The 14,594-nt window shown below is 44.5% G+C and carries 12 protein-coding genes and 1 pseudogene; 9 read left to right on the top strand and 4 right to left on the bottom strand.

Features of this window, described 5'->3' with window-relative positions; genetic code table 11:
- Positions 1-13: 13 nt before the first annotated feature.
- The 5 genes and pseudogenes from CCZ37_RS19550 to yddG all read left to right on the top strand — a co-directional run.
- Positions 14-167: pseudogene (locus CCZ37_RS19550) on the top strand (ISNCY family transposase); the annotation flags it as partial.
- 1,029 nt (positions 168-1,196) lie between these two features.
- On the top strand, positions 1,197-2,177 hold the full coding sequence (locus CCZ37_RS18110; protein ID WP_094501908.1) for a Gfo/Idh/MocA family protein: 981 nt from the start codon (positions 1,197-1,199) through the stop codon (positions 2,175-2,177).
- A 30-nt stretch (positions 2,178-2,207) separates the two neighbouring features.
- Positions 2,208-2,606, top strand: a complete 399-nt coding sequence (locus tag CCZ37_RS18105; RefSeq protein WP_010319649.1) for an OsmC family protein — start codon at positions 2,208-2,210, stop codon at positions 2,604-2,606.
- 172 nt (positions 2,607-2,778) lie between these two features.
- Positions 2,779-3,378 carry a sugar O-acetyltransferase gene (locus CCZ37_RS18100; RefSeq protein ID WP_026027405.1) on the top strand — a complete coding sequence of 200 codons (600 nt, stop codon included), beginning with the start codon at positions 2,779-2,781 and terminating at the stop codon, positions 3,376-3,378.
- A complete protein-coding gene (yddG, locus tag CCZ37_RS18095) occupies positions 3,375-4,289 on the top strand; it encodes an aromatic amino acid DMT transporter YddG (RefSeq protein ID WP_094501906.1) in 915 nt (304 codons plus the stop codon). The genes CCZ37_RS18100 and yddG overlap by 4 nt, the downstream gene beginning before the upstream one ends.
- A gap of 76 nt (positions 4,290-4,365) precedes the next feature.
- On the opposite strand, the gene CCZ37_RS18090 is transcribed toward yddG, so the two are convergent.
- Entirely contained in the window at positions 4,366-5,262 is an 897-nt protein-coding gene (locus tag CCZ37_RS18090) for a cation diffusion facilitator family transporter (RefSeq protein ID WP_064626630.1), read from the bottom strand.
- A gap of 239 nt (positions 5,263-5,501) precedes the next feature.
- The gene (locus CCZ37_RS18085) at positions 5,502-6,380 is read right to left on the bottom strand and encodes a LysR family transcriptional regulator (protein WP_094501904.1); all 879 of its coding nucleotides are present in this window, start codon (positions 6,378-6,380) and stop codon (positions 5,502-5,504) included.
- A gap of 213 nt (positions 6,381-6,593) precedes the next feature.
- Between CCZ37_RS18085 and CCZ37_RS18080 the strand changes: the two genes are divergently transcribed.
- A complete protein-coding gene (locus CCZ37_RS18080; RefSeq protein ID WP_038198459.1) occupies positions 6,594-7,175 on the top strand; it encodes a class I SAM-dependent DNA methyltransferase in 582 nt (193 codons plus the stop codon).
- Between the two features lie 298 nt (positions 7,176-7,473).
- Here CCZ37_RS18080 and CCZ37_RS18075 read toward each other — a convergent pair whose 3' ends face one another.
- Together CCZ37_RS18075 and CCZ37_RS18070 are read right to left on the bottom strand one after the other, a co-directional pair.
- Complete coding sequence (locus CCZ37_RS18075; RefSeq protein WP_208613952.1) at positions 7,474-8,388, bottom strand: LysR family transcriptional regulator; 915 nt, start codon at positions 8,386-8,388, stop codon at positions 7,474-7,476.
- Between the two features lie 153 nt (positions 8,389-8,541).
- The gene (locus tag CCZ37_RS18070) at positions 8,542-10,515 is read right to left on the bottom strand and encodes an acetoacetate--CoA ligase (protein WP_094502184.1); all 1,974 of its coding nucleotides are present in this window, start codon (positions 10,513-10,515) and stop codon (positions 8,542-8,544) included.
- Between the two features lie 249 nt (positions 10,516-10,764).
- Between CCZ37_RS18070 and phhA the strand changes: the two genes are divergently transcribed.
- The 3 genes from phhA to CCZ37_RS18055 all read left to right on the top strand — a co-directional run bounded on the left by phhA (position 10,765) and on the right by CCZ37_RS18055 (position 14,518).
- On the top strand, positions 10,765-11,556 hold the full coding sequence (gene phhA / locus CCZ37_RS18065) for a phenylalanine 4-monooxygenase (RefSeq protein WP_094501900.1): 792 nt from the start codon (positions 10,765-10,767) through the stop codon (positions 11,554-11,556).
- Complete coding sequence (locus CCZ37_RS18060) at positions 11,549-11,881, top strand: 4a-hydroxytetrahydrobiopterin dehydratase (protein WP_094501898.1); 333 nt, start codon at positions 11,549-11,551, stop codon at positions 11,879-11,881. Before phhA ends, CCZ37_RS18060 begins: the two co-directional genes overlap by 8 nt.
- 312 nt (positions 11,882-12,193) lie before the next feature.
- Complete coding sequence (locus tag CCZ37_RS18055; protein ID WP_094501896.1) at positions 12,194-14,518, top strand: methyl-accepting chemotaxis protein; 2,325 nt, start codon at positions 12,194-12,196, stop codon at positions 14,516-14,518.
- Positions 14,519-14,594: the final 76 nt, after the last annotated feature.

Below are 14,594 nucleotides of genomic sequence, written 5' to 3'. Positions count from 1 at the left end.
CATGTTCATGACTCTATCGGTGAATGAAGGGTTGTCGATTAAACGTGAAACGTTGCGCTCTTGGGTAGATTATATTCATCATGTGAAGTGTACTAAACGGTGTAGAAGCCGCGTTAGAAAGGATGGAATCTCCTAGTCCCATGTTGCAAATGGATGGAAGTTCTCATTAATAGGCTTTCAATTAATGTCAATCTAGGCGCTTAAGAAAAATAGTTAACGCGAACATCGTTTATTACTGCATTTAGCGGTGCCGGTTAGCCAAAACGAGAAACGATAACGATGTTTGGCAAAATACAAATACGCTTTATCGGCCATAGGTTTCATCTTTTGAGCGCACAATGGACAGGTTGCATCGTAAAATAAAGTTAATTGAGACATGATTGGGTCCAGTTAAAAACATCATAATGATTATTATTTGAAAGAGAACATATGATCACAACTAAATATGATCGTTAAATCGATCGTTTCAAGTGGTCAGAAAACGTTCGCCTTCTTGCCCTGGCTTCTTGCTTGCTGTGATAGGCAATTATAGGATTAAGTTTGTGCGAGATCTCTTACACGTATCGTGAGACTTCAGCGTTTCCTTATGCAATAAAAAGAGATAAAAATACCATAACCATTTGAATGTAATTGATAATTTTTATTTCCCTTCTTTCTGGTAGAGAAAAAACAACAGGTGGGGGATTGCTGAAAAAATTGAAATCCGTAATCTGAGCTTGTCAGCAGGAAGCAGACACGGAACAGGAAAGACCCAAGGATAGGTCATCTTCAGGACGAAGATTCGATGATTCAGGAAGAATTGTCGGCAGGGATAGCGAAGGACATTAGCCGGATGCTGAATAACTAGGATGGTTATCAAGGAAAGTTAATGGACGGTGCAAAGGAAAAGTGCACAAATCTGTCGGGACGACGGAGTTAAGGACACCGCTAGGAAGGCGATGAAAGGGAATGCGCTGAGGGAATCAGCAGACTATCAAGGAATTGATGCAGGGAGCACTTATCAGTAGCTGGATTGCTGCGAGTAAGAACTGGAACCCCACTAAGCGAAAGCTTAGTGGGGTTTTCTTTATTTAGTTCACTTAAAAATAATCGTTACCTGAAAATAATAGTCACCTGAAAATAATGAGTGGTGAGGTTAACATTGCTTCCTGCGGAGTAACTCCAGATAATGGGTGAAATAATGAAAGGATAGAATGATGATTCGCTTAGCCGTTATTGGAACTAACTGGATTACTGACCAGTTTATTGAAGGGGCATTGGGTACTGGGAAATTTCAGCTCGTAGCGGTTTATTCCCGTTCGCTGGACAAGGCGAAACAATTTGCCGAAAAATACGATGATCCGGCTTTGTTTACTGACCTTAAGACCCTAGGTGAGAGTGACAATGTGGATGCCGTGTACATCGCCAGCCCGAATGTCCTGCATTGCTCGCAGTCGATTCAAATGATGCAAGCGGGCAAACATGTTATCTGTGAGAAGCCGCTGGCTTCTGATTTCTCATTAGCACAGCAGATGTATCAAGTTGCCAAACAGCATAGCGTGGTACTGTTTGAAGCCTTTATAACCCCACATTTGCCCAATTTTTCCGTTCTCAAACAAGAGCTATCGCAGATTGGCGCTATCCGTAAAGCGGTGCTCAGCTACTGCCAGTATTCCTCTCGTTACCCTAAATATCTCAAGGGTGAGATGCCTAATACCTTTTTGCCCGAGTTCTCCAATGGTTCGATCATGGATATTGGTTATTACTGTTTGGGCTCAGCCATTGAACTGTTTGGTGAGCCTAAATCGGTACAAGCCCAAGCGCATTTACTGGAGACGGGGGTTGATGGCAACGGCAGTGTGATCTTAGGATATGACGGTTTTGATGTGCTATTAATGCATTCAAAAACCAGTGACTCCTATTTGCCGAGCGAAATTCAAGGTGAAGAGGCCGCACTGCACGTTGAGATGATCTCTACCTGCAACCGCATTACGAGAATTAACCGTGCTGGCCAAACCCAAGATCTGAGCATTGAGCAACACGCCAATCGCATGTTTTATGAAGCACAAAAATTTGCAGATCAGATACAGAACAAGACAATAGATGAGCAATGCAAATTACGCTCACTCACCGTTTCCAAATTATTGACAGAAATACGCCGCCAAACGGGCGTGATTTTTCCAACCGATAACCTGTAGTTTCATCGCACAGAGAAGAGAGCAAAAATAATGCAAGCTGAAGTAAAGTGGGTCGAAAATTTCAAGTTCTTGGGCCAATCCCAATCTGGTCATTCGGTGGTGATGGATGGCAGTGGTGGTGCAACCGCGCCTAGCCCAATGGAGATGGTTTTGATGGCTGCGGGAGGTTGTAGCTCTGTGGATGTGGTTGATGGCTTAAAATCGGCCAATCAACAGGTCACGGCATGTAACGCCAAATTGACGGCTGAGCGCCGTGAAACCGCACCGCGGATTTTTACGCTAGTCAATATCCATTTCGACGTATCAGGCGTTGATCTTGACCCTAGTGTCGTTGAAAAAGTGACGACCGATTCATTAGAAAAGTACTGTTCTGTCTGCTTAATGTTAGGCAAAGGTGTCACAATGACTCACAGTTGGGCGATTGTTTAAGCCATTCAATCAATAAGACTAGAAAAAAGCAATATGCTCTGATCTTGCCTTTTCGCTGTGCGTTACCGGTTGGCTGAAATTAAAGAGGAAAGTGAAACAGTGAGCTTTTCTCTTTTTTCTTTTGTTTATCCAAGTAGTCTAAATACACTAGATGCATAAGGAGGAACGGCTCATGACCGAAATGGAAAAAATGATGAATGGTATGGTGTTTGACGGTGCAGACCCAGAAATGGAAGCCATTCGTAGCAAAGCAGGACATTTACTGTTGCAGATCAACCAATGCGCCGATGCTACAGCCCGCCATCAATTGCAAACTCAGCTATATCGTCAAATTGGTCAACAAAGTGTTGTGCAGCCTCCTTTCTATTGTGAATTCGGTGAAACAATTTCCATTGGTGATGAAACCTTTATCAACATGAATGTCACTATGCTTGATGGCGCTAAAATCACGATTGGTAATCATGTTTTGATTGGCCCTAACACCCAGTTTTATACACCAGCGCATGCTTTGGATTATCGCAGCCGCCGCTTGTGGGAAACATTTTGCAAGCCGATTACGGTTGAAGATGACGTATGGATTGGTGGCAACGTTGTGATTAATCAAGGAGTCACGATTGGTGCGCGTTCGGTTGTCGCTGCAAATTCAGTGGTCAATCAGGATGTGCCAGCTGATAGCCTAGTCGGAGGCACACCAGCGAGAGTGCTCCGTTCATTAAAAGAAATGAATGGAACATCTGACCTGCATAGTGCAGTTAAGGAAGGGCATCATTGAAGCAGCATAAACATACACTATTTGGTGTTGCGGCTATCTTGCTGTGGAGCTGTCTACTGGGGCTAATCAGAACGGTCACCGAGCAATTTAGCCCAATTGGTGGGGCGGCACTGATTTACACTGTGAGCTCAGTATTTCTGATGCTTGTCATGGGCGTGCCTAAATTCAAACACTTTTCTCTGCGTTATGTTCTGATCGGTGGCGCGCTTTTTGTGAGCTACGAAATCTGCTTAGCATTAGCGTTAGGTATGGCCAATGATCGCCATCAAGCGCTCGAGATGGCGGTGATTAACTATTTGTGGCCAGCCTTGACGGTGTTGTTTGCGGTATTTCTCAGCCGTAAACCCGTCCATATTCTGGTGTATCCAAGCGTTGCGCTCGCATTTGTTGGGGTTGCTTGGACCATTACTGGTGATAGTGGATTTTCGGTGATGCAAATCTCAGCCAATATTGCGACTAATCCTTTAACCTATAGCATGGCGTTTGGCGGGGCGATTATTTGGGCTGTTTATTGCAATATCACCAAACAGTTAGCCAATGGACAAAATGCTATTATCCCGTTCTTTATGGCTACGGCTATCGCCCTCTGGATTAAGTATTTTCTTAGCAGCGAAAGCACTTTAGTGTTTACCGTTCCAGCAACCTTGAATTTAGCGTTAACGGGTGTGGTGATGGGCAGCGGTTATGCACTTTGGAATGTGGCAATCTTGCGCGGGAATATGATGTTATTGGCAACTCTTTCTTATTTCACGCCAGTGATTTCAACCTTGCTTTCATCGCTAATCTTAGGTGTAGCGCTTGGGTTTAGCTTTTGGCAAGGTGTGATTATGGTGACGATGGGTTCTTTAATTTGTTGGTGGGCGACCAGAGAACGTCAACCTACTGTGCAAGAGAAAATGCCAATAGCCTGACATCGCAACAGCTTTGCTATGTATAAAAAAAGCCCTCTCGTTCCCGAGAGGGCTTTTTCCGTTTAATTGAGACTGATTAACGAGCTACGTTCATGGTTAATTGCAGTACGAATGGCAGCTTTGATAAACGCTTATGTAGCGAGCGACGAGTACTTTCTATATCTTCGAGTGCAATCATTTCATTCTCATCAGGGCGAATGTCGACATTGACCCACAGCTCATGACCGACTTTAGTCACCGCAGTCAACTCGATATCTTGCTCTGATTCTTCACCTACGGCAATGACACCTTGATCCACGGTTTTACAAATCTCTTTACTTGGTGACATCATCAACAATTCACGCGTTGCCGATTTAAGCATGTCATAAGGCACTTTGATAAAGTAAAACGACATTAATAGCATCATGATTGGGTCTGCATAGACGGCATATTTTGCCCAAGGAGACAAGGTCATCAACCAAGCGGCAATGAAGCCGACCGTTACCGCGACGCTTAGTAGTGTATCCATTTGCCACTGTTTTACTTCAGCGTCAATCAAACCAGAAGAGTAACGTTTACTCTTGTTGACCATGAACCACCACGCAATCGCACAACCAATCACGTTCACTGTGCCAAAAACAGTGGCGATAGAGGCATCAACTTCTCGACCACCGCTAAACAATGCCATGACAGCCGAGTACAACGAATAACTCACGACTAACAAAATAACGCTGGCTTTGATGGCAATAACCGCTGGTTCTAGCACCGCCCGTCCAAAAGGAAAAGTGGCGTCAGAAGGTTTACGAATGTAGCGTGACGCCACCAGCGACAATAATGTTAACAGCAAACTAACCAGTGAATACACACCGTCAAACACGATAACCAGTGAACCGACAAGCATACCAACTACCAAACCACTGCTAGCAAAGCCAGAAGCTAAAAGGGCTGAAATCGTCAAAATGCGATTTTCATTATTTCTTGTTCGAGCACACATAAAAGACTACCTGTTGAAAACATGCTGTTATTTTGGCTTAAAGCACAGTTTTGACAATCTCTAAGTGTATTGGTCGTTGGCTTGAATATTGGGGTTTAAGTTTATTTTTAATTAAAACAACTAGTTATGTTTTTATTTGCCTGTCAGGATAATTGACGCTGACTGTCTTCGCTTTAGATTGTTTGAAATGTGGGCATCTTAAAAACCAAACAACGAAAATTAAAAATCAAACAAGAAAATTAAAAATCAAACAAATAGTCACGCAACTTATCGGCTAACCAGTTCATGCCAGGGTGTTCGGCCATGCCCGTGGCCGTAAACATGCAGTAATCTTCTTGAGTGAGACCGTAGGTGTGTTTAATCACCGTTAGTTTTTGTTCACGTAGGAAGTGGCGAATTAAAGGTTCTGGCAATACGCCCCATGCATTCTCAGTCAAGATGGTATTGAGCATGTAATCGAAACTGGAGAAGCCAATGTAGCGACGAGAGAAAGGTTGTAATTCGGGGTTATCTTTTTCGTTTAAATAGACCATCACGGCTTGCATTGCTCTGCGCAGTTCTTCGTCGGTGACTCGCGAAATTTTAGTTAGCGGGTGGTCACTTTTGCACACCGACATCATCCGGATTTTACCCAAAGGTTGATAAGTGATCCGCGGGTCGTTGATTCTTTCATAATCGACGCCAAAAGCAAAATCGACTTGATGAGTGGCAATCAAGTTGGCTAAGTCGCCGCTTGAAGCCAATACAAGGTTAAACGAGGTCGCGGGAAAACGATTATTCAGCTGGTGTGCAAAATCTTGCCACAAGGCATCAGGAAGAGAATCATCACGGGCAATCCACATCTCGGCGTTGAAGCCCCGTGATATTTGCGTACAGGTGTGTTTTATACGTGCAACAGTCACCAAAACACTTTCACAATCTTTATAAATCGCTTTCCCCGCTTCAGATAAGGTCAGGTTGTTGCCAGTGCGCACAAACAGAGCGGTATCGAGCTCTTTCTCCAACGCTTTAATCGCCATACTGAGTTTGGTTCGGTTACATTCTAATTGTCGCGCCGCTTCAGAGACTGAGCCTGTGTCCGCGACAGAGAAAAATGCTTCAATTTGAGAAAGGTTCATAACGTTCTCTAAGGCACAATAATGGGTTGATCATAAACAATTTTAGTACCACTGCCTATCTGATGTTCTGCTAGCAACTGACGGTTTTCTCGCCAATCAAAGCCAGTTCATCATTTCTTAGTCAAGATTGAGCTGTAACTCTATGAACGTAACACAGTTTTGGTTTATTCTTGGGGAAATTTCCCCAATACAAGAAGTAACACGGAGGCCATGATGGCGAACGAATGGGATGAGTGTGCAGCTCAGTGGGAGCAGGACGAATCCACAACGCTTTTTGCTCAAAATGTGTTTCAGCAATTGCAGAAACGGGTCACTCTCGAAGGTAAACATGTTCTTGATTTCGGGTGTGGTACGGGTTTGCTGAGCCAAATGATGTCTCGCCATGCCAGAGATATTGTCGCGCTAGATGGCTCTGAGGCCATGATTGAAGAGTTGGATAAAAAAGAGTTGGTCAACGTTGAACCCGTGGTGGATTTTCTGACCCGTGGTCTAGTCGCGCAACATCCGGCCTTTCGCAAACAGTTCGATCTTGTTGTGGCGTCATCTGTGTGCGCGTTTGTGCCGAATCTGAATGAAGTATTTACCATCATTCATTCTCTATTAGATGAGCATGGCGTCTTTATTCATTGGGATTGGTTGGTTGAAGAAGATGATCCTGACTATGGTCTTAGCCAAAACCAAATTGAGACACAGCTGAAAAGTGCAGGTTTTAGCCAAGTCGAAACCGCAGTTGCGTTTGAGGTTAAAAACTCAAAAGGTCTCGCGCCAGTTGTTATGGGCATTGGTAGGAAATAACATCATAAATTGAATGGTTTTCCAGATTGAGAATGGCTTATTTACGTTATTTCACTGTTCCATACCAACCAACTTGCGTAATCTTTAGTTATTGATAAGTGTCACGATAGTGTTCCTTTCTAGAAAGCGCTTAGACACTTATCAGTAATAATTCTGTTTGTTGACTAATAACTCATGGCTAGGGTTAATTAAAAAATAAGAGCACATCAGAAAAAATAAAAGAAGGCCAGTACTATCATTGTGCTGGCCTTCTTTATTTTGAGCATTGAGCTAAATTTTCAACGTTGATTCACAAACATCAGTGTGGTTTTTTGAGCTGATCACACAACCATTTCAAAGCTTGGTCGTTCATACTGGGCTTGTTCCACACTAAGCTGTAAGCCACTTTCCCATAATTGAAAGGTAACGGTTTGACGAGCAACCCCTTAGCTTGCATCGCTTGTTCCGCCCAGCGTTTGGAGCAAGTAAAGAGTGAGTCGGTATGCTTGCATAAGATGGCGGCCGCACCAAAGTCAGCGACAATAACCGGAACATGACGAGCTCGATGAGATTGAGCTAAATTCTGTTCAAAAAAAGGTTCAGCCAGCTCTTTGTCCATGATGCCGATATGCGATTGAGCAAGGTAGTGATCGATAGTGAGTTCTTCATTGGCTAAAGCATGATCACTACGCATTAAGCAGACCATTTCATCGTGAGCCATCACTTCCCACACGAGTTCTTTATCCCGCGTTGGGGGCTGGCTGATATCGTGTGGCAAAATGACGAAATCAATCAACCCGCTTTGCAGGGCGTCGAAGCCATAGTGATCTTTCGAGTAGATAGTAAAGGAAGCTTGCGGTGCATGATTTTTTATTACGTTTGTCAAAATAGGAGCAAACAACTCAAAGGCACTTTCTCGCATCGCAAGGCGGTATTTCCCCTGATAATGTTGAGGTTCGAAATTTGAGTGATGCAGCAATCCATTCATGCTAGAGAGGATTGAATGGACAGTGGGGCCCATTTGTAGCGCGAAAGGGGTAGGTATCAAATGTGTACCGTCACGATAAAATAGTTCATCTTCCAAGAGAATGCGCAATTGCGACAAGTTTTTACTGATGCTTGAAGGGCTAATGCAGAGCTGGGCTGCTGTCTGCGTGACGCTGCGGGTACTGAGCATGACGTGTAGCGCTGTTAAGTGTTTTAAACTGATTCTTGAAAGGTGAATATAATCCATAAATAAAGGCGGTTCCTCCAAACTTTTTCAAAAGCATATCACTGACATACTGACAAATTACACGAAAAGATGCGGGTTATTTGAAAAGCTGCCGAAATATTTACCGCTATGCGCCTACATCAACTTCCATCGCCTTTATTTCAAGAATAATGTTTATGTAAACAGCGCGTGGATTTCTTCTAATACATGAGGATTGGCAATGGCACCTAAGTTTTTGACTGTCTCGCCATGCAGTACTTGTTTCACCGCGAGTTCTACCAGTTTTCCGGATTTGGTGCGTGGCACATCACTGATGGAATGGATCTGTGCAGGAACATGACGAGGGGAGCAGTTTTCTCTTAGGCGCTGTTTGATGGTGTTCACCAGTAGGGGGTTGAGTTCGCACTGTGGAGCCAGTTGTACAAAAAGGATGATCTGCTCATCATTATCGATTTTCTGACCCACTGCGACCGAATCTTGTATTTCAGGCAAGCTATTCACTTGCTGATAAATTTCCGCCGTGCCGATACGCACGCCTCCGGGATTTAAGGTGGTGTCACTGCGCCCATAAAAACGTATTCCCCCATTGTCGGTCCACTCAACTTCATCACCGTGGTGCCATACACCAGAGAACTTGCTCCAATACGCATCGTGATAACGTTGGCCATCGTCATGCCAAAACCCGATGGGTTGATTAGGGAAACTGTTGCAGCAGACTAACTCTCCCCGTTGTTGTATCACGGGTTGACCAAGGTCGTTAAATACGGCCACATCAAGTCCTAAGCCTGCGCCTTGGCATTCTCCTCGATACACCGGCGATATGGGGTTGCCAAGCACGAAGCAGCCACAAATATCGGTTCCACCGGAGATAGAGGCGAGGTGTAAGTCCGCTTTTATGTTGGCGTATACATAATCAAACTGTTTTGGGTACAAAACCGAACCTGTTGAACATAATGTTTTCAGTGAGGAGAGAGGGTAGTAATCGCTCGGTGAATACGCGGTTTTTTGCAGTGCCTCTAAATATTTGGCCGATGTACCGAACAAAGTGATATTGGCTTCTTCTGCCAAATCCCACAATACACCCGGTTGCGGATACATTGGGCTACCATCATAAATAACCAACGTAGCACCGCTAGCGAGCGCCGAAACATGCCAGTTCCACATCATCCACCCACAAGTGGTGTAATAAAATACACGATCGCACGGTTGAATATCACAGTGTAATTGATGCTCTTTGAGATGATTTAAAATCGTACCGCCAACCGAATGGGCGATGCATTTGGGTTTACCTGTCGTACCTGATGAGTACAAGATAAACAGTGGGTCATTGAAGCCAACGCGTTCATAGCGTAGCCCACGTGGAAGGTAACTTGCGAGAATCGCATTCCAATCAGAAAAAGCGTCGTTAAAATCAGCCGTGAGTGAGCGTTGCTGTAAATATTCGATCTGACAAATGTTGTGTAGGCTCGAAATAGCATCGGCAATCTGACGGTTTTTTTCTTCCATGAGGTGGGTTTTGCCATTAAACGTATACCCATTGCAGCAGAACAAAATTTTGGGTTGTACTTGGCAGAAACGCTCCACTACGCTGTCGACACCGAAATCAGGAGAGGTTGATGTCCAAACGGCTCCTAAGCTAGTCGTTGCTAACATAGCCACTAAAGTTTCGGTCATATAGGGTAAGTAACCGGCGACAACATCACCTTTTTCAACTCCATTTTGTTTTAACCACTGCTGGATAATAGAAACCTGATCACTGAGTTGCTGCCATGTTAGCTTCTTGCTTTGCCCATTTTCATTTTTAAACCAAACGGCAATGCCTTCTGGTTGTTGAAACGCATAAGAGAGCAGATTTTCCGCGTAGTTCAGTTGTGCTTGGGGAAACCAAATTGTGTCTCTGGCGGCGGTGAATTCGTCCCATCTCGCAGCCCCCTCACCGTAAATGCAGTTACCACGAAAGCCGATCACATCGCAAAATTGCCACACTTCTAACCAAAATTTTTTTCTCTCGGTGACTGACCACAGATGCAGTTGTGAGTAGCTTTCTATCGCCTCACTTTGCATATTAACGTGCTCAATAAACTGGCTTAAATTGGACGCTTTGATGCGGTCTTGGCTAGGGACCCAAAGCGGTGTGTGCGGCGTCAAATTTTCTTCAAACATAATCGCGATCCCTTGCACGTTTATTTTGTGATCTGTTGGCACTGTTTAGTGTTGTCGGCGAACGCCGTAAAGTCAAACGGGTTTGTCATAATCATATCCCTGATATCTAAGTAAAAAAACTATAAATGTAAAATATTTGTTACGCGTGAGCGTCGTCAGATGTCGAGCCTAAGATTGGCAGACTTTTCACGAGGCGATAGGCTTAATGTAATCGGTTTGTTAAAAGGTTGTGGTATGACGAAGTATCATTCTAAGCCATTAAATAGCAAAGGTTTCATTGACTGGAGTAACGAAGAGGATCGGATTTGGCATGATCTGATCGCGCGTCAAGAGACCGTCATTGAGCAGCGAGCATGCCAAGCCTATTTGGATGGGTTAGCGATGCTGCAACTCTCTAAAGATCAGGCTCCTCAGTTGCCCGATATCAACCGTATTTTGCAACGTGAAACCGGATGGCAAGTCGAGCCAGTGCCCGCTTTAATCAATTTTGATCGATTTTTCGCCTTGTTGGCAGACAAGAAATTTCCAGTTGCCACGTTTTTGCGTAGCCGTGAAGAGTTTGACTATTTGCAAGAGCCGGATTTTTTTCATGAGATTTTTGGTCATTGCGCGATGCTTACTCATCCTGATTTTGCATCATTTACTCAGGTTTACGGCAAACTTGGGGCTAACGCGAGCCCAAAACAGAGAGCTTATTTGGCGCGACTCTACTGGTTTACGGTCGAATTTGGTTTAGTGCAAGAAAGTGACGGTGTAAAAATCTATGGCGGAGGTATTTTATCCTCCCCCGCTGAAACCGTGTATAGCCTTGATAATCAAACGGCCATACGTGAAAAATTTGACATCCAACAAGTGCTGAGAACGCCATATCGTATTGATATCATGCAACCCATTTATTATGTGTTGGATGATCTACGAGAACTGTACCATTTGAGCCAAGAAAATCTTGTGCAGCAGGTAGAAAGCGCCATGCAGGCAGGCTTGTTGGCCCCCTTATTTCAACCCAAGGAAGAGACCCATGCTTGAAGAATTACGTTGTGAAGCTTGTAGCACTGATGCGCTAGCATTATCGATCCCCGAGCAGCAGCAACTACTCACTGAACTTGAGGGGTGGTCTATTGTTGTACGTGATGGCATCCCCCAGTTGGAAAAAGTGTATGTGTTCAAAAACTTCAAGTTGGCATGGGCATTTTCTAACCAAGTTGCTCAATTAGCTGAAGCGGAATTCCACCACCCCAGTTTGTTATTGGAGTGGGGTAAAGTGACCGTGACTTGGTGGAGCCATTCCATCAAAGGACTGCACAAAAACGATTTTATCTGCGCCGCAAAATGCGATGGGTTAATCGATTAAACTTATTACTATCAATATGTTAGGTTTATCTCGACCTGATGGTTATTTTCCCTTCGTTGTGTACTTGAAGCTGCAGCAGTGCTGGCTACGTTTGCTCACCCCAAGCATGGAGTTTATTTGTGTTCATGGCGATGAGCTCACTTGCAGCCTACCTGCAACTTCAAGTCGTTTGGATGTATCAGGTCGTTTTTCTACGCAAAAGCCAAACCGTGACCTACACTTTGAAAAGCTCATAATACAAATTTCATATAAACCCAGTGGCTGGGGGCGACGATGGCTTTACAAAAAGTTGTTCATTTCTATGCGTAGGGTTTGACTATGAAAATATCAACGAAAATCATCGCGGCATGTACTATCTTGTGTTCAGTTGGCGTGGTAATCAGTGGTGGTTTTGTTGGGTGGCGAGCATCAGAGCTCTCAAGCCAAGCACTTTATGACCGAGCCGCAAATCAACTTACCTCCGTACGCGAAATCAAAAAGAGTGAAATAACTAACTATTTCAAACAGATCCGTCTGCAAATTGAGACCTTGTCTTCCGAGGTATCGACTCAAGAAGCAATGGATTCTTTTACTCGTTCGTTCTCTCGTTATCCTGCCCACCGTATAACGCCCCAAGATATGGATGCGCTAGAACGGTATTATCGTGATCAGTTTGGTCGTACTTACCGTCAGGAAAACAATGGCAGTCAGCCAAATGAACTTGGTGCATTTGCACAGCTTTCAGAGCAGGGAAAAGCACTGCAGGCTCGCTACATCGGCGTAAACCCTAACGAGCTTGGATCCAAACATCACTTGGATTTTGATTCATTGGGCAGCAGCTATGATGAAGCTCACCGGCGTTATCACGCCTCATTTAGGCGATTTTTAGAAGCGTTTGGCTATTACGATATTTTCCTTGTCGATTTGTCAGGCAACGTGGTTTATACCGTGTTTAAAGAACTGGATTTTGCGACCAATTTATCAACTGGCGCATATCAAAATTCGGGGCTAGGCCATGCATTTGCTAAGGCAAAAAACTTGCAAGAGGGGCAATCCTACCTCGAAGATTTTGCACCTTATTATCCTTCCTATGAGGCAGCGGCTTCGTTTATTTCGGCCCCAATTTTCAAAGAACAGCAGCGGGTAGGCACGCTGATCTTTCAGATGCCGATCGATGTGATCAACAACATCATGACATTTGGCGGTAGCTGGGCTGATGCGGGGCTCGGTAAAAGTGGAGAAACTTACCTTGTGGGGCAAGATGGTTTATTGCGCAGTCAATCACGGTTTTTATTAGAAGATCCTGAGCAATACTTTCAAACTTTAACTGATATTGGTGTTGAGCCTGCCACCATTGAGCAAATCAAAACCAAGGGTTCGGCCATTGGACGTCAACGCATCAAGACCGACGCGGTACGACAGGCATTGGCGGGTGGACAAGGCCTAGAAACCATCAAAGACTATCGTAATGTTGAAGTACTTTCGGCTTACGCACCTCTGGATGTTTTAGGACAAAAATGGGCTATATTAACTGAAATCGATCAATCTGAGGCGTTGCAAGATGTCTCGACTTTAGAGCGTTCAGTACTGCAAACTGTGTTGATTAGCATTGCTGTTCTTGTGGTGCTCTCACTCTTTATTTCTTACATCGTGGGAAGTGGTATATCCAAACCTATCCGCAGTGCGTCGTTAGAGCTGCATCGGATTAATCAGGAGAATGATTTAACCGCGCGTTTAAGTGAAAAGGGTAAAGATGAAATGGCGGAAGTTGCGGTTGCCTTTAACCAGCTATTTAGCAGCTTACAGAAAACCATTGAGCAGTTTGCGCGGGCGACGGAGTCACTCAACGGCAGCACTCATCGTATGTCTTCCAATATGGAGAGCACGCGAGGCGCTGTTGCCGAGCAGAGTATGAGAACAGAATCGGTCGCGGCGGCGGTAAATCAAATGAGTGCTTCAATTGGCGAGGTAGCGCAGTTTGCTAGCCGAGCTGCCGATTATGTGAAATCAGCTAATGATACAGGGTCACAAAGTGTCGACGTCGGGGAAGCGTTGGGAAATGAAATCAGTTTGTTGAGCGATGAGATGAAGATGGCGGTGGAAGCTATTGAGCGGCTCCATAGTGAAAGTAATTCTATTGCTGAAGTGCTTGATGTTATCCAAGGTATCGCCGAGCAGACCAACTTACTGGCCCTTAATGCGGCGATTGAAGCAGCACGTGCTGGCGAGCAGGGTCGTGGTTTTGCGGTCGTTGCCGATGAAGTGCGATCATTAGCAGGGCGCACGCAGACTTCTACTGAAGAGATCCGTAAAAAAATCGATTCGCTACAACATGAAATAAACAGTGTGTCGCAGGGAATTGAAAAGGCCAATAAAACCGTGGTGAAAGGGGTTGAAACCTGCCATTTGAATACGGATATGCTTGCTCAAATCATGTCGATGTTAACCGAACTGAATGACATGAATGTGCAAATTGCTGCCGCGACAGAAGAGCAAAAATCAGTAACGGATGAAATCAGCAGCAGTATTACTTCGATTGCCGATGCTTCACTGTCGGTTTCTGGGCAGGTGAATGATGTTGATGGGGTACTTACCGACCTTGCTGGGCAAGCAGAGACACTAAACAGTGAAATTGCTCAGTTTAAATATAAGAATTAGCCATAAAGTTGAGTGTCAATAAAAGGTACCCAGTCATCTAGGGATGAGGTTGTGATCCTCATTGGAGTGTTAAGTT

Origin of the sequence: Vibrio qinghaiensis (assembly GCF_002257545.1) — a bacterium.
GTDB lineage: Bacteria > Pseudomonadota > Gammaproteobacteria > Enterobacterales > Vibrionaceae > Vibrio > Vibrio ordalii.
Note: the sequence above shows the minus strand (reverse complement) of the source record. Positions and strands in the feature narration are given on the sequence as shown.